The organism is Candidatus Bathyarchaeia archaeon, assembly GCA_041447175.1.
Classification (GTDB): Archaea; Thermoproteota; Bathyarchaeia; order Bathyarchaeales; family Bathycorpusculaceae; genus JADGNF01.
Window position 1 is genome coordinate 1,136,612 of record CP166960.1, and the last position, 20,039, is coordinate 1,156,650.

Here is a 20,039-nt window from a genome sequence, read left to right on the forward strand (position 1 = left end):
TGTTTGTCAGTTCTGGGCTTTTTTTGCGAGCTCTGTTGCCCAACTTCTAATTTCGTCCCAATCACGCAAATCGTAGACGCCAGACTCAACCTCTTTGAAGCCGTGTTTTTGAAGTTGCGCCTTGTAGCCTGTTTTCATAGCTTTTCGTGTTAGGAATCCCATCTTGTTGTAGTCCAAAATCCCACCAAAGAAACCCACCGATATAGGCTTGAGTTGGTACTTTAAGATTTTGTCGTCTAACCCAACTTTTCTTATTTTCGCAACTATAGCTGTTTTTCCCTCTTTCTCCTCAACAGGCTTCAATGAACTGATAAATAGCGCCAACTTTTTGGCTTCAAAGCCGCTGTGGAATTCTTTCAGAAAAGCCTCGGCTTCGCCAACCCAGTTGCCCATCGCCATGCCACTCCCAACAACCACCAAATCGTATTCGGAAAGGTCCTTTACTTTTTCTTCCTTCGCATTTACGATTCGTGTTTCAAAACTGTGTTCTCGAAGAACTTTGGCGATTTCCTCTGAGGTGCTCTTTGTCGCGCCATACCGTGTGGCGTAAACAAGTATTGCTTTCTTGGATTCGGTGTTCATTTTGATTCACCTACTGTCTTCAGGAAATACTCGGTATGACGAGCTAAAGAAGCCGAGTGCAGGTCCATAAAAGAACCGGATGTTCGACCATACTGCACGAGGAAGTAGTCAGTGAATGCGGTCCAAAAGACCGCCAAAAATTCTGAGGCAAGCATTTGAGGGTCAGCAGGTTTGATGAGACCCTGCTTCATCATTTTATTGAAGACTGAAGCCCAAAACATTTCGCCTTGATTAACCAAATTAACGTATGACTGCATGATTTGGTCATTGTGGTATAGCTCGATGTAGAAAATTCTCAGAACTTTGACTGTGGTGGGGTCGGTTATCCAGTTTGTGAACACCGTTCCTGATTCGGATAAGAAGCCGTCGACGCCCATTTTGGTGATGAGTTGTTCTGTTGTGTCGTCTCGTTCAGCTATTGTGTATATTCTTGTCAGGGGATACTGGAGGATTTTTTGGAGGATTTGGTTTTTGCTTGCGTAGTGTTTGTATATGGAGCTTTCTTTGATGCCTACGGCGGCTGCGATGTTTCTTATGGATATGTTGTTGTAGCCTTTTTGTGCAAAGAGGTCTATGGCGGCATCGATTATTTTTTCTGGGGTTGTTTTTTGTCCGGGGGTTTTTGTGGGTCTGCCTGTTTTTCGTTTTTGGGTCAAACCAATTCACCAAAGCTAACGATTGTTAGCTTTAATGCTGTGTACAGAAGACCCATATAAAGCCAACCACCGTTAGCTAACCGCAAAAACGAACCACACCCTAGAACAAAAAAAGACCACTACACAAAGCCACAGGTGCCGTCCGAGTAACTCTGAGTTGTCATCCCACAAGGGTCAAATAAATGCCTTCTCATCATCCGGCAAGAAAACATAGTCACCGTCAACAATAAAGGTTTAACACAATTCTGTCTGCAGACGGGCGGCTTGAGAAAGGTTTATCTGTTCACGTGTTCAAAATTTATTCACCGGATTTTAGGAGAAAATTAAATGAACAATCAGAAAGCTAGGTTTTATGCGGTTTTTGCAATATTTCTATTGGCGTTTTCAGTTGTTAGCATAAGCATCGGTGCAGTCAATACACAGGAAAATGTACAGGCAACATACGCGTTCATTGCAGCAAGCCCCAACCCCGCGGGTCTAGGTCAAGAAGTCGCAGTAAGCTTCTTCCTCTCAAATGTTCAGCCAACAGCAGGCGGTGCAGGAGGAGAAAGATTCCACAACTTCACCGTTGACGTAACCAAACCTGATGGAAGCGTAGAAACGTTTGGGCCATTCACTGCAGACCCTGTCAGCGCAGCCTTTTTTGTGTTTACCCCTGAGGAGCTTGGCGAGTACACCTTAGTCTTCAAGTATCCTGGAGAATTCACACCCGCAGGCACTGGCCCCTTTGGTCCAGTTCCAGACACAACCTATCTGCCCAGCGAGAGTGACCCATTGATTCTCACAGTCCAAGAGGACGCTTTACCCATTTTAATTGGTAATCCTGCCCCCAGCAGCTATTGGACCCGACCAATAAACAACCAAAACTACGCGTGGGAAAGCATCTCCAACAACTGGCTCATGGCAGCATGGGATAGCACCTCTCGCCAGTTTGACCAAGGCGCATGCTACGTTCCCTACGGCACTGCACCTGACTCGGCACATGTCCTGTGGACTAAAGAGTTGACTTTTGGAGGCTCAGTTGGCGGCGCACTTGACAGCGCGCAGTTCCATGACGGCAGGTCATATGAGCAGTTTTTCAAGCCGCCAGTGGTCATCAGCGGACGATTGTACTACAACGAAATTGTCGCTGAAGAACCCATGACTTCAACTGATGTAAACACGATTGTATGCGTTGATATGGTTGATGGCAGCACCATTTTCACCATTCCAAATGCAACTCTGTCTTTTGGTCAAATCTACAACTACATCTCCCCCAACCAAGCCGGCGCATTAGCCTACCTGTGGGAAACTAAAGGTACAACATGGCGGATGTTCGATGCGTACACAGGCCAATACATATTCACCATTGAGGGCGTGCCCAGTGGAACAATTCTGCTCAATAGCAACTTTTATGGAGAATCACCCAAAGGCAATGGAGACGTCCTGGTTTACAGTGTCAACTCCACTGCAACTCCACCGACACTGACGATATGGAACTCGAGCAAGTGTATTCCAACGGCTCCAGATGGACCAACGGGCACCAGCACGGGTTCAAATGCTTGGCAGTGGCGCCCAGTAGCGTATACGGGTTCGGTTTTGAATGCAACAGGAAACTCCTCGCTTTACCTGCAGGCATATAGCACGTTTGCAGAAGTTAACACTGATGGACGACAACTAGTCACCGAGCTGGAAGACTTTCCAGTTGGCGGCTCTATCGGGCAAGTAGGCTACGATAACACCATGTACATCTACAACGGGACAGCAGCAATTTTGACGTTCCCGCAGGTCAGCACTTGGGTTGCTTACGACATGACGACCGGCGAAAAAATGTTTGGACCAACAACAATAGATGTTACGACACAATTCCCAGAGAACGGCACAGCGATTTTTGCAAACGTTATCAGTTCGGCGCGTCAAATCTATGAGGGTGGCATATTGCCTCTTTGGTGTAAGGAATCGCTGCAGTTCTTCACTTGGAACCTTCAAAATGGAGAATTCATGTATTCTACTGAACCATTAAACACCAACGGTTTTGCTTTGTACAACTGGGAGAGCAAAATTGTGACTCCAGACGGCTACATGTTTAACTGGGGCTACGACGGTTTTGTCCACGCATACAATGTCACGACTGGCGAGTATTTGTGGAATTTCAGCACAGGCGATGCAGGGCTCAACACACCTTATGGTGTGTGGCCAACCTACAACGGCATCACCATTATGGATGGTAAACTGTTTACGCAGACCAGTGACCACGGCAACGGAGTTGAACCGCTCTACCAAGGCGAAGGCTTGTATGCTCTTGACTACAAAACAGGCGAGCAATTGTGGAACGTTACAGGCTGGTGGGAACAACCAGTTATCGCTGACGGCATATACGTAGCTCACAACTGCTATGACAACCAAATCTACGCCATGGGTAAAGGACCCAGCGAAGTAACGTTGTCACAGATATCAACAGTTCAAGCACCAGGGACAGAAATACTGATACAAGGAACAGTAGGCGACATATCTGCTGGAGCTAGACAGAAAATGGCAACGGGCGAATTTAACTTCATTCCGTTAGTTGCCGATAAATACCAAGGCGTCTACATGAACTACATCTACCAGCAACAGGAATGCCCCGCAGACGTTGAAGGAGTTCCAGTGCTTTTAGCAGCCTTTGACCCTGACGGTAACCCACTGGAAATTGGCACAGTTATGAGCGATGCTTTTGGCACGTTTAACATGCTGTGGACTCCACCATCGACAGGCATATACAAGATTGTTGCGACCTTTGAAGGAAGCGATTCCTACTGGCCATCATATAATCAAATCTCTGTTGGCGTTTCACCGTCAGCTGCGGGAGGCGGTCAAACCCCCACACCATCAGCGCCACCCACTGGAACAGGTAGCCCAGCAGTTTCGCCCAGTTTGACATCCACCCCAACAAGTGCGCCTTCGCCGACTGGAGGCACCCCCGTCACAGTCTACATAGCCATAATTGCAATTGTAATCATAATTGCGGTAATTGCAGCGGCAGTCATCCTTCGAAGACGTTAATAAAACCCTTCTTTCCTTCTTCTTTTTTTGTTCCCAGAATTGTTGAAGCGTAGCCGTTTTTCAGGTTTTTTTGTAGGTGGGCAAAAAGGTTTAATACACATTTGCAGGCTTGTTTTTGTTCAGCACGGATGGGAAATGAGTGAGAGTTGTTGTCCACTGGAGTGGCGGCAAGGACTGCTGCACCGCGTACCACAAAATCATTGAACAAGGTCACGAAGTCGCGTGCCTAGTCACCTACGTTTACATGGAGCCCTACATTTTTCACAGCTTCAAGGTCATTGAGCAGCAGGTTAAGGCGCTTGGTGTGCCGCATGTTTTTGTGAAAATCACTGACAACCGTTACGACGACATCATGGGAACTCTGGAACGGCTGCACAAAGAGCAAAAGGTTGAAGCTATCGTCACTGGCGACATTGATAACGTGCATCACAGGAGGGTTTGGAGGGAAGCCTGCAAAAAATTGGACATGAAACTAATCATGCCCTTGTGGGACAGACCGTTAAACTTGATTCCAGGCAGCCGCTACCGTAAACGCATCATGAACATGGAGCTATCAACGGGTGTTAAGGCGATCATGAGCTGTGTTGACCAGCGGTATTTTACGCCTGAATGGTTGGGACGCAAGATTGACAAGCAATGTATTGAGGACATGAAGCCACTCGTGGGTCCAGCCGGCAAGGGCATAGATGTTTCAGGTGAACCTGGCGAGTACCACTCTACGACGTTAGATGCACCGTTGTTTAAGCAGTCCATTGAGATTACCAAGTTCACTAAACGCAATAAGGTTGTGGATTTTGGGGGTTCGCCGTATCGGGAAGGCGACTTCTTGTACTTGGACATTGAAGAAGCAGTTCTAAGACCCAAGAAAAACGCAGAACCCCAATAGGCATTCATAAGGCGCCAAGAAAGTTACTTGGCGAGTTATTCGCCAGTGTATTTCTCAGGTTTAGGCGGACGTACAAGTTTATAGCTTTGTTTTAGCGTTGTAAAGAAACCTTCGCGGCGGATTTTACGGAGAATTCTTCGGGGTGAGCGGCTAAACGCCATGTGGAAACGCATCTGGATTTTAGTCAAAGACTCATAATCGAAATCATCAGTTTTCACGTAAAGCAAGAAGTCTTCTTCGCGGTTGTAGAGCTTGTTTTGTTTGACTTCATCGTAGAGGACGCTGTCTGGGTAAGCCACGTAAATGTTGAACCTGCACCAGTCAGGGTCTAGTTTAATGGCGAACTGTAGGGACTTTTCCATGTCTTCAACGGTTTCGCCAGGGATGCCCATGATGAAGGAGCACGCGACTTGCAGGTGTTCTTTGCGGCACATCTTCACGGCTTGTTTTACTTGTTCAAGGGTTATCCGTTTGTTTAGCCGCTCCAGTATACGTGGAGAACCTGATTCAACACCAAACCAGATGGTTTCGCATCCAGCCTTGTGCATTTTGTGCAAAAGTTCCTTTGAAATCAGGTCTGGACGTGTGTCGCATGCCCAGCGGATGTCGATGTGGCGACGGTTGATTTCGTCGCAGATGCCTTCAGTAACTTGCTTTTTGATGGTGAAGTTGTCGTTGATGAAGTAGATGCCTTTGGAATTGTACTTTTCTTGCAGATACTGAATCTCGTCAACAACGTGGTTTGGGCTGAAGGTGCGACAGGCGTTTCCCCAAAGTTTTTTGGTTTCGCAGAAAGCACAGTTGAAGGGGCAGCCGCGTACGATACTCATGGTGTCAGCGGGTTTGACGCTTAGAAACTCTATGGTTCGGTCGTAGAGCTCCATAGGCAGCAGGTGCCTTGCGGGTATGGGCACTTGGTCAAGGTCTTTGATGAATTGGGGCGGGTTTTTCATGATTTTTCCGTCGAGTTTGTAGCCTAAGCCCGCAATAGCTAAAAGGGGTTTGCCGCCGCCGTTTCTTTGGGTTAAGGTGGTGGCAAGCTCTACCATGGCTTGTTCGCCTTCACCCATGACAACATAGTCGATTTCTGGGATTTCTAGGATGCTGTCGGGAACGTAGGATGCGTGCCATCCGCCAACCACGATTTTGCAGTTGGGCAAAACGGCTTTGATGGCTTTAGAGGTTTCAACGCATCGGCGAAAAGTTGCTGAACCACAGGTTATGCCCACAATTTCGGGATTCAGCTTTTGGACGAGTTCTTGGACTTCGCGTATGGTTTTTTTTAGCATGTAGTTGTCTAGAACCTGCACATCAAAGCCAGCTTTCTCCAACGCGCCCGCAACAAAGGACAAGCCAAGCGGGGGCAATTTTTTCCCGAGGTACCAGGGTGCGTCTGAGGGTGGCGCAGTGGTCATGAGCAGTATGGTCATAGGCGGGTTCTCCAAGTAAAAGGGAAATGTGTGGTTGAGGGTTGCTTGGGGCAATTCTGACCAAATTTGAGGGGTTTTCCCGATAGGCTGGTGCGGTTGTGCCCCAAACGCGGACATTGCATATCAGCTTGATATCTTGCGAATTTTATAAGCATTATTGAGCACGCATGCTTCGGACCAGTGGAGGTTTTGGAGCAGAAAACTTTTGGGCAGTTTGTGGCAACGTTCATAAGCCAACGGTAGCTCTATAGGGGTGTTAACTTGATGGTGAACACGTGGATGGCTGACGAAAACTCCGCATTTAACCTGCCCGTGAAAGTGGTTTGGCTTTGCGGCGGCAAAACCGCGGACATTACCCCAAATCAGCCCATGAAGTTCAAAATGAGCGAAGCCCAAGAACGCATCAAGAAAAACCGCTGCAAGGTGCGCATGAAGTCCCAGATGGCGACCATTTTTGATTATGACAAGCTGGAGGTCAGCTTGTTTGATGGTGGACGGATGCTTTTGAAGAACACGACGGATGAGCAGGCCACTATGCGGGCTTATCGGGAAATTCTGCAGTTATTAAATGTTGTCTTATAGGTAAGCTCTAGTAAAAGGCTTGGTTTGTCTTAATGTTTTCGACATTGTTCCTTGTGTGGAACGATTTGTTCCGCAACCAACAATAAACCATAGAGCCCTTCTAAATTGTGGTGCAAACATGAAGCCCGCTGTCTGGGTGCTTATGGGCACCCTTTTGGGAGCGTTGGTTGGGTTACCCGTAGGTTACCTCATTACCCAAACCACAGTTGCAGCTTTGGAACTGCAGACGCAAGTGGCAGACCTCCAAACCCAACTGGGCACCCTGCAAAACCAGAGCGCGACGCTTTTGACAGAAAACTTGGAGCTCCAAACAGAAAACGCAGCCCTCAAAGCAGTAAACAAAGAGCTTCACGAAAACAATTCAGCGCTCCAAACTCAAAACATAATGCTCCAAAATCAGGCTGACGATTTTTTGCAGCCCCGTTTGGTCACGTTGTTGGGCAACAGGGACTGCAACTGGGACGCCTCCGACATGCGCCTGTACATTCAGGGTGAAGTCTGGAACGTGGGTGCGGTACCTGCCCACAACTGCAGCCTCCACGTGACTTTGTATCGGGGCAACGTTTCCATACAAGACACCCAAATCGCATGGGCAACATTGAAAACGGTAAATACGTGAACGTCTCAGAAGACCTGCATTACCGCGGCTCAGCACTCACCAACTGGACCATAGTCCCCACCTGTAAACCGTAGAAAACAGAAACCACACTTCACTACTACAATTAAAACAGCTCATTTTAGATTATTCAAAAGTTTTAAATGGACAATGAATCATAAACTTGGGCGTTTCTGAAAGGGAGATACAGGAGAATTGACAGGAGACATAGTAGAAGTTAATTCGCTAGTTAAAGAGTACGGCGAGTTCCAAGCCGTCAATGATATTTCTTTTACCGTTCGCGAAGGCGAAGTTTTCGCTTTTCTGGGACCCAACGGCGCAGGCAAAACCACTACCGTAGAAATTTTGGAGTGCATCCGCCCGCTCACAGGTGGCTCGGCAAAGGTCTGCGGCTACGACGTAACCCGAGAGTCGGAGGTCAAGGAGATTAAGAAACGCATCGGCGTGCTACCTCAAGACTTCAACGCCCTTGACAAGCTTTCCGTGAGGGAGAACATCAGCCTCATCGGCGACATGTACGAGAAACATATCAATATCGACGAAGTCATCAAGATGCTAAACTTGCAAGACAAAGCAAAAGCCAAGTTTGACAGCCTCTCAGGGGGATTAAAACAGCGGGTCGGTGTTGCCGCTGCGTTGGTAAGTGACCCTGAACTGGTCTTCTTAGATGAACCCACAACTGGTTTAGACCCCAAAGCGCGGCGAGATGTGTGGTCGGTGATTTCAAACCTGAAAAAGCTGGGCAAAACCGTGTTCCTCACCACTCATTACATGGAGGAAGCCCAAACGCTGGCTGACCGCATAGCCATCATTGACAAAGGCAAAATCGTCGCCAGCGGCTCCGCACAGGAACTTATCTCCAAATACGGTGGACTCAAAATCCTAATCATACGCAAAGCGCCCAAAACGTTGGCTGACATCCTGAAAGCCAATTATGACCAAATCAACCTCAACGGCGAAGGAGACATCGAGATAAAAATCGATAACGTAGACGAGCTTTGGCGCATTATGGGGAACCTGACGAATATGAAGGTGAGCAGTGATGTTGAAATTCAGACCCCCACAATTGAGGACGTGTTCCTCAAAATTACAGGCACTCGAATAACGGACGAGGGGGACCTTAAACAATGAGAGTCATAACCGTTTTCAAAGCCGTCACCAAAAACTGGCTGCGCAGCCGTGCGGGACTCTTCTTTAGCATCATGTTCCCAATTTTGCTGCTGGTCGTGTTTGGCTCCATATTTGGAGGCACAGGCGGCGCCAGCCAATACCGTTTGTTTGTGCAAAACCAAGACCTCACAGCAGACGGGCAACCAACCGAGCTTTCAAACGCCTTCATAACCGCATTAAACAGCACCGAAACCTTCGCCTTAAACCATGTGCCAGCAGACGAGAACGCAACCGACTACGCACAGGAAGAGTTAGGTGCCCTTGGCGGAGACATACGCGTCCTTATAATTTCGGAGGGATTCCAAGATGACGTGCTTAACGGCACCATGGGGGTTAGAGTGGGCATATGCTTAGACACTCTGAACAGGACCTACGAGTATTTCTCGCCTTATATGAACGACACCGAAAAAATCATGCTTCAGGAAGGCTTCAGCCAGATGGAAGAGTTTACCCAAGCCTTCCCGGACATCAACGCGTCCTTAACGCTCATGCTGGACTCCTCCGACCAATCGGCTGGCGTAGTACAAAGCATCGTATCGAGTGTGACAAACGCCTTCAACTATGAGTTGATAGGCGCCGAGAACGTCATCGTTATAGACCACGAAGCTGTTTCGAGCACGCAGTTTCGAACCATCGACTTCTATATTCCGGGAATCACTGCAGCTTTCATCATGACCAACGGCATTATCGGCTTAACCTCAACCAACACAGAATTTAAGCGACGCGGCATCATAAAACGCCTCTCAATCACGCCTCTGACCAAAATGGACTGGATCCTTGGATGCATCCTCAGCCAAACCCTGCTTAACCTGATCTTAAGCTTCATCACGATTAGTATTGGCTGGGTCCTCTTTGACGTCCGCGTGATCCCAGATGCCTTAACCATTCTGCTGATTTTCTTGGGCTCCGTCATGTTTTCAGGTATCGGCATGATATTCTCAGGCGTAATTAAAGACATCGAAGCTGCCAACGCTATCGGAAATGCAGTTGCTTTCCCAATGATGTTCCTGTCAGGCACATTTTTCCCGCTAGAGATAATGCCATCTTACCTTCAGGCGTTCTCAAAAGTGCTGCCCTTAACCTACTTCGCCGAGGGACTCAAAGCAACAATGATAACACACTTCGCCGACACCATAATCTACAACATGGCAATTGTAGGCGTACTCGCCGTGGCATTCATCTTGATAGGGGTTAAAGTTACCCGATGGAGAGAAAAATAGCATTTCTCTCTTCTTTATTTTTGTTTTAAAGAAGGATATGTTTTTCTTGCATTTATTCTGATTCTCAGAGTAACCTTCAAAAGTCACTTCTAAGCTAGAAAAGAGTTAACATGATAATTCCTTTGTTAGATGTCACGTTGCAGGGGTTCCCCGAATGGTCCCTTAGCGAACGCGACGTAGATGTCGTTGAGTTTCTGGGCGAAGAAGAATTCCACTTCTTCACCTTTGAAGGACTCAAACGCCGACTCGGCATGCACCCCGAAACCCTCTCACGTATCCTTAGCCGCCTTGAAGCTGAAGGCGTTATCAAAAAAAGCAGCGAGGGCTACACTGTAACAAAGGAAATCGCCAAAAAACTCCGCCACCAAGCAGGCAACAATGGCGGTTCAAGAGTGATGCTGCTGCAGACGTTTTTGCCCTCCGACTTGCCCGTGGAAGCGTTGGTTGAGAACCTGCGGGGACGATGGTTTGGGCTGCTGAGATGGTTGGGGCTCTCAGAAAATCAGGAAGGCATTGCGTTAAAATGGGTCACTGAAGATGGCGCCATCCAAATCGACGCCAAAGTCACGTTAAATGCGCTGTCAATTGAAGCTAAATACCTGCATGGGTATGACCAAAATCTTGCGTTGAAGGCGGCGTATCAGTTGATGACGCACATAAGCAAGCTTAGCGCCCGCTCGCATGCGCAGACACCTGTGGCTAGGCATGTTGGCTATTTTGGAAGTCAAGACTTCTACTATATGCCCGCCTAAAATTTTCCACCCTTCTTTTGTGATGGACTTCTGCAGTGTCTTAGTCAACAAATACCATTTTGCCCATTATATTCTGTAGAGGTGCAACAAGCATGACTCAACTGGTTAACAGTTTAGAATTCCTCAAATCGTTCAGCGACGCCACATCCGCTCTCGTGCAGAAACTCTCCAAAAGCGTCGTCAGCGTCAACGCCCGCATGTCAAGGGGCACAGGAGTCGTTCTGGACAAGCAAGGATACATCGTCACCTGCAATCATGTTTTGCAGGGATGCAGCGCCGTCCGAGTAGGACAGGGTGAAAGAACCTTTGAAGCCCACGTTGTCGGTGCAGACCCATACAACGACCTCGCCTTACTCAAAGTAGAACAAGGCAACTTTGAACCCATCACTCTGGGAGACAGCGACAAACTCAGCACTGGACAATTCATCTTAGCCGTAGCAAACCCGTTTAACCGTAAACAACCAACCGCAACCACAGGCATAATCACAAACCCCGAAGGCTCCGTAAGGGGCTTTAGAGGAACATCCATGGAAAACGTCGTCGCCACCGACGCCAAACTCAACCCAGGATTTAGCGGCGGACCCCTCGTGGACGCCGAAGGCAACCTTATCGGCATAAACACCGCCTACGTCTGGCAACGCGGCATCGCCATCCCCGTCAACAAAGTCAAAACCGTAACTGACCGCCTCTTAACAGGCAAAAAACCCACCAAAGCATACCTTGGACTCATAGCCAACACGGTAGCTCTTCCGCAGGAGATTCAAGACGAAGCAGGTTTAGATCAGGAGACAGGCGTGATGGTGTTTCAGGTGGAAGCCGGCGGACCAGCCCGATTAGCGGGAGTAACCATGGGAGACGTCATTGTGGCGTTTAACGGAAAACCCGTTGTCGAATTCTATGACCTGCCACGGCTGCTCTCGGAAGATGTCGCAGACAAACAAATCACAATCACTGTGATTCGCGAAGAAAGACTCCTTGACCTGACAGTCACACCAACCGCCAAAGAGGAGGGAAACGATTGAAAACTGATTTAGCTTCACCTGAGATTATGGCACCAGAATCGCCACAGCCACTACATCCTTCACCTGGACCTCACCGACCCTTCCCCTCACCAACACCCCACATAAGCCTACGTGAAGCCTCCTACGTGCCCATCCCCTATATTTCTTAAACGGGGAAAACACCCTTTTTCTAACTACACGAAAAAAAGTAACTGCCCCGAAAACGTAGAGGGGAAGGGGGCTATTGGAAACGTAGCTGACCTACTTGGGGTAGGGTTATCCGAATTTGTAATGTTTGCGGATTTTCTTCTTGATATCCCAAGTGCATTTGAGCCCAACAGGGAAAACCACGTAGTCGCCTGCCTCAAACTCCACTTTTCCCTCGGGGCAGCTAACTTCAGCTTTGCCCTCTAGAATCAGGCAAGTTTCCTGCTCGTCGTATTCCCATGGGAAAGTAGATTCTTCTTTCTCCCAAGTGGGCCACGCTTGGGCTTCTTGCTGTTCATCTTGGGTGGGTTTTTTCACTGCAGGTTTCATTTTTTGTCCTCCAATTTGCTCATTGAAGTGTAGTTTTTGGCGGTTATAGGTGTTGCCGTTCACTGCTCACGTTTCTTTGAGTAAGAACAGCAATGTTGCTAAGCACTCGGTAAACCACAAGCAAATGGTTGTTACGTATTCGTTCACTTCGAATGAGCTCCAAGTTAACTTTATCTTCCAAAAACCTAAACAGGTTGGTTGATTCTTTGCCGACGATTACAGGCGAAATCAGCAGCGCCATCTCATCCACTAACCCTTCACTGAGCAGCACACTTGTTAACCCGCCGCCGCTGTCAGTGAGCACCGTTCGTACGCCAAAGTACATCGAGAGCTTATCGAGGGCAACTTTGAAATCTATGTTTTCGTCGCCAGCAACAATCATGTTGAAGTTGCGTTCCTTCATGTAGTTGATGTAGTCTTCAGGGGTTTTGCTTGTAACGATAACGATTATGTCTTTGCAGTAACAGGAACGCCTATACACATGCAGCATACCTTTGAGTTTGCCTCTGCTATCAACTAGCACCCAAAAAGGTTTGGTTTCATCTTCTTTTACAATTGGCTTGTTAAAGTCCGCGGGGGCTTCAGGCGGAACATTTTCAGTAAAGGATTCCACGCCTGTGCGGGCAGTCTCGGACCCAATCAAATGGGCATCAGCTTTTATCCTGTCCGCAACCTCATAATGTAAGCCTATATCTAACTCGTAATCTTTTATCGACCCATCAACACTGATGGTGTTGAACATAATAACGCGGGGCACCATTCATTCACGCCTATTCATCGATTGACTATCCGTTTCAAAGGATTCTCTGTAACTCCAGAGCTATAATTATTTCGAAACGGCAACAGTGCGCTTAAAAACTTTCTCTTGATTCAACATTATCCATTAGTTTTTCGACAACCGTTTTAGTCTGAAGAATTTGCGCCGTGGTACATTTTCGGTTCAACTCCAAAGTGACAGGCCCCGCGTAATGGTACTGCGCCAGTTGGGTCATGAAATCCCGTAGCGGAGGCGTTTCCTCAAGTAGCGGCTCATGCATCAGGCTACTTAGGTGGATGTTACGTAAACGGTTATGGTAGGTCTCCAATAGGCTTTGAGTAACTCCTATGGCGGATGCATGACAGAAATCAAGCGTCACACCCATGTTGGGGTCGACTATGGCACTGAAAATTTCTTTCAGTTCCGCCACGTTTTTGCCAAACCCCATCGAGGGGTAGGACAGGTTTTCCAAAGCCAACGTGATTCCCAAGTTTTCGGCGTAAGGCGTGATTTCTTTAAAGATTTCCTTTAACAGACGTGTTCTATGCGCGAAATCAAGCAAGTAAGAGACGTTAGAATGCACAACCATCACTGGCGCGCCGAGGAGATAAGTAAGGTCGGCGGAGAGTTTGCCGTAGTAAACTGCACGGTGAACTTCAACAACGTCCGTCACGGGCAAAGTGGCAGCGTGAACGGTGAGGCAATTAAGTCCGTGTTCTTTGATGAGTTTTTTAACCTCGTAAGCTGCCATGTCGTTTCGGGGTTCTATGGTTTTTAGGTTAAACTCCAAGTTTTCAAAGCCAAGGGATTTCACTGCTGCTATGTTTTGGTCTAGTTTCTTTTCACAGAAAATCCCGTTGGAAAAGCTCAGCTTCACTTCTTTTTCACCAGACCTTGATAGTGAAGCGGCTGTTTTTGTAGTTATTTTTTCGCTTTTACTTTTCCCCTGAAGGAAGTACCTGAAAGGGGCATGCTTATTTTTGGTTGTTGTGGTTGTAGTGTTACAGTCACAACAGTTTTTATAGAAAACAAACCAAGAAAACCATGCGGAACGGGAAAGCCATAGCAAGGTAGAACACCTTGACCTTGGCGGGTCAACGTTACCTAGATGCGCACAACATAAGCTCCTCACGGATTTTCGTTTAGTACGCATCAAGTGACTGTGCGACCCGTCCAAGGAAAGTTTTCACAGCAGACAGGAACACCTTTGCGGTTCAGGTTCATGAATTAAACATACGATGTACAGTGTTTGTGTTTATTTCAGTCAATCAGAGTTGGCTCTTGCCGCATTTTTCTGCTACACACATACCGTTTTATCTCATTTAGATGTTATAGGTTAATGCCGACTCTGAATCGCAGCAACGCAGTGCAATTGGCGGGTCACCGGCAAGTTGCGGGCAGCTAACGCCATCTCCCCCACTGGTGGTTTCTTGTCCTCCCCACAGCAAGACGGTGATCTGCCGAGCCAACGTTCTGTAAGCAACAAACCGAACAGATGTTGTTGTGTAATTGATGCAGCATTAATTTTTATTGCCTTAACTCCTAATAAATTACAGGTGACAAAAAGAGTACATAGCAACCAAATGGGTTTGGCGGGTCAGAACCTTTGGTTAACGTGACCCGTTTTTCTCCTTTCTCCTTTGAGTTCACGTTGATCTTTCTTTCTGGTCCGCCAAACCAAACCGAGAGTTATTTTGTCTCTTTTTTCTTGGAAGCTGATGATTCGGGGTTGAGTTGTTTGTATAGCGAAAACAGGAAGGTGTCTATTCGTTCACGGGTGCGTCCAAAATCTACGGTTCCAGTTATGGTTGTAACGGGGGTTTCTGCTGAAAGAGCTACCTGCGTTTTGTTTTCGCCTGAAGCCGCAGCTTCAGCCGTTATGTTCGAGGCGTAAGCCATAAAGGTCCCTTTGGTTTTGGTTTTAAGCTTATGAGTTTCGTTGTCGGATTCTTCAAGCGTCCACTCTAAACTGGAAACAGCTTTGACCATAGCTTCCCACACCTTACCAAGTGGGTAATCCAACTCTACAAGCTCGTTCTCTTTGCGCAAATACGCCATACTTTCCACGAAGATTTCGTAACAAAACTCGTATTTAAAAGGTTCATCCCAAAAACAAACAGCAACTCATACAGAGGCTGCTATAGGTTGTCGACTACGTCTCAAAAAGAAAGCAACCCCTACCAAAAAAACTGCACCAACTGCAAGTTCAATCCAGAACCACCCGTTCACCCAAATAGGCAAAGGAGAAGGTGAAGGTGACTTTGCGGTGGTGCTTATTGAAACCTCGTCTATTGTGCTGATGGAGTCATGTCCGATGTAGAATTCTGTTCCCAGAGCAATGTTTCCAACGGGATTTCTGACGCCCGACGTAACTGTAACCTCCTGCTCAACGCCATCCACGTAGATGTGCATGCCATCGTCGAGGCTGCGAACAAACAGGACATGCAGCCATTTGTTCAGCGATACCACGGGTTGAGTTGTGACAATTTCGTTAAAGACACCACTTTCGTCTAAGAGGAACCCTCGAAGAGCACCCAACTGGGGTGACGTAGCGTTTTCTGGGGACACACCATTTATTGCAAAGCCCATGATTCGAGTGGGGTACTTGTCTGGGGTTCGCATGGCTTCAACCATGATGTTTTCGTATTCTACCCCCTTGTATTCTTGAACGTTAACCCAAGCCTCAATGGTAACTTCCCCACTGATGTCAAGGGTTGGTGAAGCCGTCACGTAAGTGTAGTCGGTTCCGTTAAACCGCAACGCATTGCCTTCCATGCCTTGGACAAGCACAGGCGTGTAAGTGTTGTCGCTTGAGGGTTCCAAAACCACGGGGTTGCTGTCGGCATAGTCAGGGGTTACACCGTTAGGGAAAACTTCGTCAAAATGCCACAAACCCACCATGGCTTCTGCTTTGGGTGTATCGGGAAGCGTTGACACTGCGGTTTCTGAAGGCAAAACGTAAGGTGCCTCCAAGGGAAAATTGTCGGCGTTACCTTCGTAGACCACATAGGCTTTGTCTGGTGTGGTGTTGCTTTCCCAATAGTTGCCTTGTTGGTTGCGGTCCCAAAACTGAGTGTTATAGGTGGAGGTTGTGCCCACGGGTTCACTGTTATCTACAAGGTTGTTGTTGAAGAAGGTGTTGTTGTTTGGGGCTGCGAAATAGGAAGTAAAGTAGATGCCCCACCCGTTTTGGGTAATGTTATTGGCTACTATGATGCTGTCAGAGGACGCAATGTACATGCCGCTCTCTTGGTTGCTGGACAGGTTGTTTCCAAAAACTACCGAGTAAGAGGCGCCTAACCCTATACCGCGGTTGTTGCCGTAAATGTCGTTGTGTATTATAATGTCAGAGTAGCCGTCTATGGCAACGCCTGACTGAGCGTTCCCTGTTATTATGTTGTTTGAGATGGTGTTTTGGGAGCCGCCGCAGATGCGTATGGCGTCCTTGAGGGTCGCCGTGAGGCTGTTTTGGGTAATTGTGGTTTTGGATTGAACCGAACAGAAAACCCCGTAATATGTACCCACAATGGTGTTGCCTGAAATTGTGCAGTTATCTCCAGCGACTTTCACGCCAGTAGCGTAGTCTTTGGAGTCAGAGTAGTTGATGCTGTAGATGGTGAAGCCTGAAAGCGTCACGTTGTCGGCGGCTAACGTGAAAACGGGTCGCCCTCCGCGGGTTACTCCGCCTTCACCCACAACAACGGCGCCGTTTGGCTCTTGGCTTACGAGCGAAAGCGGTTTGTCGACTATGGGGTTTTCCGTGTATTCGCCTGATTTAACGACGATTACGTCGCCTGGGGAAGAGTTCTTGATAGCTTCACTTATGGTGGGGTAGTCGTCGGGGACTAAGAGGGTGTTTGAATTCGCAAGCTGGGCATTCACAGCTGCGCTGAGTATGACTGTTAGCGTTAAAACTGCAATCAAAGCCAAAACGCTCATTCGGGAAGAGGCGGAGGGTTTCACCATCCATCACCATGTATCCTAAATGACCATGCACTTATTAGCTCTCTCTAGAGAACGGCATGGTTCCCCAAAAAGAACAATGCAAATGGCAGGCGTTCACGGTTCACTTCAACTGTCCCCTCTCCTCTCACCAGCAGGGTCTTTTCTACATGCCTCTTTTAACCGTTCAAAGCAAATGCTTGACCGAAGGCTAAGCCCGTGAAGAAGAAAACACTACAGGTAACCGCCATTGAAAATGAATTACTCGTCGACGTAACGTTCTACAAGTTTCCCGCTGACCTACTCAAAGACTTCACCTTGCTAGTTGCCAAACGTTACTATGCAGGAAGCCTAACAGCGGCAGTGAAAGACCTGATGCAGCAGGCAGTTTCTGACCAAGAATTCATGCAAGAACATGTTCGTCCACAATAAACCACGAGTCAAAACAAAAAAAGCAGGCGAAGAAAAAGGGAATTTTGGTGGTTCCCGTTATCGCCCTCTTCTACGCAAAACGAAAACCAGAACTGCAGCTACAACAACTACCGCAATGACAACGATTATTAGAATTGTCTGGATTGAGGAAAGGTCAAAGCCTGAAGTGCTTGAGGCATCCCAGAGGTTTGTTTCAGTTAGGGTCCAGACGATTGAGAGGGTTTCCTTGGGGTCTGTTGTGTGTTCGAGTTCGGTGTCTTGTTCTACGATTACGCCGGTTGCTTTGTCGATGTAGAAGCGGGTAGTGCTTGTGCCAACAATTGTGGTGTCAGTTTCGTTGTTCTGAATTGGGAGGATTATTTCAATCAGGTTGGTGTCTCTGTCTCCGCTTGGATAGTTGCGGGTTATTGTTTCGTTCACGGCGTAGGTATCGTTACTTGCGGGGTGAAGGAGGTCTCCGGCGGTTATGTTTGCGCCCACCAAAATTTCCAGTGGGGGTGCATTAAAGCTGTGATAGTAGCTTTGCCCGGACTCAACATCCTGCGTGAGCAGAAACGCATACTGCGTGCCGTTATCCAAATTCCAAGTGTAGGTTGCGGTAGCGTTCACACCTGTAACATCTGAAATCTGAACGGTGTAGCTGGCGGTGCTGTTCACGTCTGCTAACCCAGCGGGTTCAGGTTCAGTGGCGTTTTCAGTTGACCAGTGAGACGTCACCGAGTAAGTGAACTGGTCACCCCGTGCCACGCCTGGAACACGCGTCTGAGCAGAAACTTGACCCATTAGCCCAACACACAAAACAGCTAACAAGGTTACCGTGATGGCTACTTTGGTATTCATGTAAATCACGCTTAATGGTTGGGTCAGCTTTTTATGGTTTTTCCCAAAACCGCCCACTGCAATTTTTATTTTCTACCTGAAGCAACAGGTTGCCGTTTACTTTGAACCAAGAAGACCTGAAGGCTTACCCAGCAGGTTTCTTATCGGGAAAAAGTGTGGTCATCTTTGGTTGGTTTCGTTTTCACGGAAACAAACGGGTTATTTTTTATGTAAAACCGCCAAGGCATATGTTTCCATTCGTCAGCGTAATCCACACCTACTCGTTTTGCGCAAACAATATCCTCCTCAGCCACGGTCACACCATCGTCTTTGACGCAGAAAGGCAAGGCACAGAGGTCAAAACCGTTCATCTGCTTGTTGATGCCCATTGCCATGCAGAGCCTGCTGGGTCCATTGGTTAAATTCGCCAGGTTACCTTTAGCAGCGGGTCGGCGTTTAAACATAAGGTCCACGCCCTCAAGCGGTTTTAGCGCCCTGAAAAACACTGCCTCAGGCTTCCCCGGAACTGCCCCTGCAGTGACGTTAAAACAGTGGTACATGCCGTAAATTAGGTAAATGTAGGCGTGTCCTTTGGGTCCAAACTGGGTGTGGGTACGTCGGGTGCGGCGGTTGCCAAAGGCATGAGAAGCCTTGTCTTCGGGTCCAAGGTAAGCTTCAGTTTCAACAATCATACCAGAAACTTTGCCTTCACTGGTTTCATACAGTAAGGTTTTTCCCAGCAACTGTTTTGCTACCGTTAGCGAGTCTTGTTGATAGAAGTCCCGTTTCAGCATCATGCCTTAAAAATACCTCTTCAGCGGCAAATAAGGGTTCCCACACCAGCACTTCAGCATAAAGGGCGGTTTGATTGTGGCAAGGTTGCTTGCCTGTGGAGAAGTTGCCGCCGAATCGCCAGCCCTAACACTGCAGCATAAACCAAGTCCACTGCTATAACGAAGAAAAGCAGGTTGTATCGGATGCCTGCAGGGATAAAGGCGTATGCGAGGAAAAAATGGAAGTTGCATATTGCTGCATGGAGGTTCATGGAGCCCATCAGAAGCGCCACGACGGCTATTGGAACAGCAGCGTAGAGGGAGGTTTTCTGTCTTATCCTAAAAAGCAGGATATAAGTTAACACGACCGTTGGGGCATAGTAGGTAAAAGCGCCCAAAGCGCCCAGAGGCCACCTCAAAGGAGTCACTTCGTAGGCAACCCGCGCGACAGCTATGGCGTAAAATGTTGTGGCTAAATCGACACCCAAAAAGCCAAACTGACGCCCAACAAAGAAAACAAAAAGTTACTCCAACGCACGTATGAATCAACATGCAACTGGGGGCGGCTTCGGTTTTGCCACCATAGATACGAGAAACCGGAAAGGGGAAGCATAAGGATTAACAGGTATGTCAGCCCCAGCCAAGCGTCCCCGCTACGGATTAGCGCGAGGATGCTAAATATGGAGATGACGCCAACCGTGGCCAAGAACATTTGCCCTAAAACTCTTCAGTGGATTTATGCGCATGCTCCCCCAACAGTATGCTGGTATCGTAGGTTATAAGATTTCTTCCGCTGTTAGATTTCGGGTCAGACTCGCGCTATTGTTCTTAAGGGTTTTATGGAGGAAATTGTTATAGGCAAC

At 47.8% G+C, this 20,039-nt stretch carries 22 protein-coding genes; 11 read left to right on the plus strand and 11 right to left on the minus strand.

Translation table 11 applies throughout. The annotated features are described in order from the left end of the window. Positions 1 to 6 precede the first annotated feature (6 nt). Both ACBZ72_05920 and ACBZ72_05925 read right to left on the minus strand, forming a co-directional pair. A complete protein-coding gene (locus ACBZ72_05920) occupies positions 7 to 582 on the minus strand; it encodes a flavodoxin domain-containing protein (GenBank protein XES78407.1) in 576 nt (191 codons plus the stop codon). Further along, positions 579 to 1,238, minus strand: a complete 660-nt coding sequence (locus ACBZ72_05925; protein XES78408.1) for a TetR/AcrR family transcriptional regulator — start codon at positions 1,236 to 1,238, stop codon at positions 579 to 581. Before ACBZ72_05925 ends, ACBZ72_05920 begins: the two co-directional genes overlap by 4 nt. A gap of 327 nt (positions 1,239 to 1,565) precedes the next feature. Between ACBZ72_05925 and ACBZ72_05930 the strand changes: the two genes are divergently transcribed. Further along, the gene (locus ACBZ72_05930) at positions 1,566 to 4,259 is read left to right on the plus strand and encodes a hypothetical protein (GenBank protein ID XES78409.1); all 2,694 of its coding nucleotides are present in this window, start codon (positions 1,566 to 1,568) and stop codon (positions 4,257 to 4,259) included. A 139-nt stretch (positions 4,260 to 4,398) separates the two neighbouring features. After that, entirely contained in the window at positions 4,399 to 5,145 is a 747-nt protein-coding gene (locus ACBZ72_05935; GenBank protein XES78410.1) for a diphthine--ammonia ligase, read from the plus strand. Positions 5,146 to 5,180: 35 nt separating this feature from the next. Here the strand turns inward: ACBZ72_05935 and ACBZ72_05940 are convergent, their stop codons facing one another. Next, on the minus strand, positions 5,181 to 6,575 hold the full coding sequence (locus ACBZ72_05940; GenBank protein ID XES78411.1) for a radical SAM protein: 1,395 nt from the start codon (positions 6,573 to 6,575) through the stop codon (positions 5,181 to 5,183). Positions 6,576 to 6,854: 279 nt separating this feature from the next. On the opposite strand from ACBZ72_05940, the gene ACBZ72_05945 reads away from it, so the two are divergent. The 7 genes from ACBZ72_05945 to ACBZ72_05975 all read left to right on the plus strand — a co-directional run bounded on the left by ACBZ72_05945 (position 6,855) and on the right by ACBZ72_05975 (position 12,086). Beyond that, entirely contained in the window at positions 6,855 to 7,157 is a 303-nt protein-coding gene (locus ACBZ72_05945; protein XES78412.1) for a hypothetical protein, read from the plus strand. 118 nt (positions 7,158 to 7,275) lie between these two features. Next, positions 7,276 to 7,776 (plus strand): hypothetical protein, encoded by a 501-nt coding sequence (locus ACBZ72_05950; GenBank protein ID XES78413.1) that lies wholly within the window; start codon positions 7,276 to 7,278, stop codon positions 7,774 to 7,776. A 192-nt stretch (positions 7,777 to 7,968) separates the two neighbouring features. Continuing rightward, a complete protein-coding gene (locus ACBZ72_05955; protein ID XES78414.1) occupies positions 7,969 to 8,904 on the plus strand; it encodes an ABC transporter ATP-binding protein in 936 nt (311 codons plus the stop codon). Next, the gene (locus ACBZ72_05960; GenBank protein ID XES78415.1) at positions 8,901 to 10,163 is read left to right on the plus strand and encodes an ABC transporter permease; all 1,263 of its coding nucleotides are present in this window, start codon (positions 8,901 to 8,903) and stop codon (positions 10,161 to 10,163) included. Before ACBZ72_05955 ends, ACBZ72_05960 begins: the two co-directional genes overlap by 4 nt. Positions 10,164 to 10,273: 110 nt before the next feature. Then, on the plus strand, positions 10,274 to 10,915 hold the full coding sequence (locus ACBZ72_05965) for a hypothetical protein (GenBank protein XES78416.1): 642 nt from the start codon (positions 10,274 to 10,276) through the stop codon (positions 10,913 to 10,915). Between the two features lie 92 nt (positions 10,916 to 11,007). Beyond that, positions 11,008 to 11,937, plus strand: coding sequence for a S1C family serine protease (locus tag ACBZ72_05970; GenBank protein ID XES78417.1), 930 nt, complete (start codon positions 11,008 to 11,010; stop codon positions 11,935 to 11,937). Beyond that, a complete protein-coding gene (locus tag ACBZ72_05975; protein ID XES78418.1) occupies positions 11,934 to 12,086 on the plus strand; it encodes a hypothetical protein in 153 nt (50 codons plus the stop codon). The genes ACBZ72_05970 and ACBZ72_05975 overlap by 4 nt, the downstream gene beginning before the upstream one ends. Positions 12,087 to 12,192: 106 nt before the next feature. Here ACBZ72_05975 and ACBZ72_05980 read toward each other — a convergent pair whose 3' ends face one another. From ACBZ72_05980 to ACBZ72_06000, 5 genes are all read right to left on the minus strand, one after another. Continuing rightward, on the minus strand, positions 12,193 to 12,453 hold the full coding sequence (locus tag ACBZ72_05980) for a cupin domain-containing protein (protein XES78419.1): 261 nt from the start codon (positions 12,451 to 12,453) through the stop codon (positions 12,193 to 12,195). A gap of 43 nt (positions 12,454 to 12,496) precedes the next feature. Further along, positions 12,497 to 13,210, minus strand: a complete 714-nt coding sequence (locus ACBZ72_05985; protein XES78420.1) for a dihydrofolate reductase family protein — start codon at positions 13,208 to 13,210, stop codon at positions 12,497 to 12,499. A 94-nt stretch (positions 13,211 to 13,304) separates the two neighbouring features. Continuing rightward, positions 13,305 to 14,087, minus strand: a complete 783-nt coding sequence (locus tag ACBZ72_05990) for a sugar phosphate isomerase/epimerase family protein (protein XES78421.1) — start codon at positions 14,085 to 14,087, stop codon at positions 13,305 to 13,307. An 812-nt stretch (positions 14,088 to 14,899) separates the two neighbouring features. Continuing rightward, positions 14,900 to 15,268 (minus strand): hypothetical protein, encoded by a 369-nt coding sequence (locus ACBZ72_05995; protein ID XES78422.1) that lies wholly within the window; start codon positions 15,266 to 15,268, stop codon positions 14,900 to 14,902. Positions 15,269 to 15,334: 66 nt separating this feature from the next. After that, positions 15,335 to 17,173 carry a NosD domain-containing protein gene (locus ACBZ72_06000; GenBank protein ID XES78423.1) on the minus strand — a complete coding sequence of 613 codons (1,839 nt, stop codon included), beginning with the start codon at positions 17,171 to 17,173 and terminating at the stop codon, positions 15,335 to 15,337. Positions 17,174 to 17,232: 59 nt separating this feature from the next. Here ACBZ72_06000 and ACBZ72_06005 point away from each other — a divergent pair, with 59 nt between their 5' ends. Continuing rightward, entirely contained in the window at positions 17,233 to 17,367 is a 135-nt protein-coding gene (locus ACBZ72_06005; protein XES78424.1) for a hypothetical protein, read from the plus strand. A gap of 4 nt (positions 17,368 to 17,371) precedes the next feature. Beyond that, positions 17,372 to 17,584, plus strand: a complete 213-nt coding sequence (locus ACBZ72_06010; protein ID XES78425.1) for a hypothetical protein — start codon at positions 17,372 to 17,374, stop codon at positions 17,582 to 17,584. Between the two features lie 57 nt (positions 17,585 to 17,641). On the opposite strand, the gene ACBZ72_06015 is transcribed toward ACBZ72_06010, so the two are convergent. The 3 genes from ACBZ72_06015 to ACBZ72_06025 form a co-directional block, all read right to left on the minus strand. Next, positions 17,642 to 18,424, minus strand: a complete 783-nt coding sequence (locus ACBZ72_06015; GenBank protein XES78426.1) for a hypothetical protein — start codon at positions 18,422 to 18,424, stop codon at positions 17,642 to 17,644. A 140-nt stretch (positions 18,425 to 18,564) separates the two neighbouring features. Further along, complete coding sequence (locus ACBZ72_06020; protein XES78427.1) at positions 18,565 to 19,200, minus strand: DNA-3-methyladenine glycosylase; 636 nt, start codon at positions 19,198 to 19,200, stop codon at positions 18,565 to 18,567. 50 nt (positions 19,201 to 19,250) lie between these two features. Next, complete coding sequence (locus tag ACBZ72_06025) at positions 19,251 to 19,664, minus strand: hypothetical protein (GenBank protein ID XES78428.1); 414 nt, start codon at positions 19,662 to 19,664, stop codon at positions 19,251 to 19,253. Positions 19,665 to 20,039 lie beyond the last annotated feature (375 nt).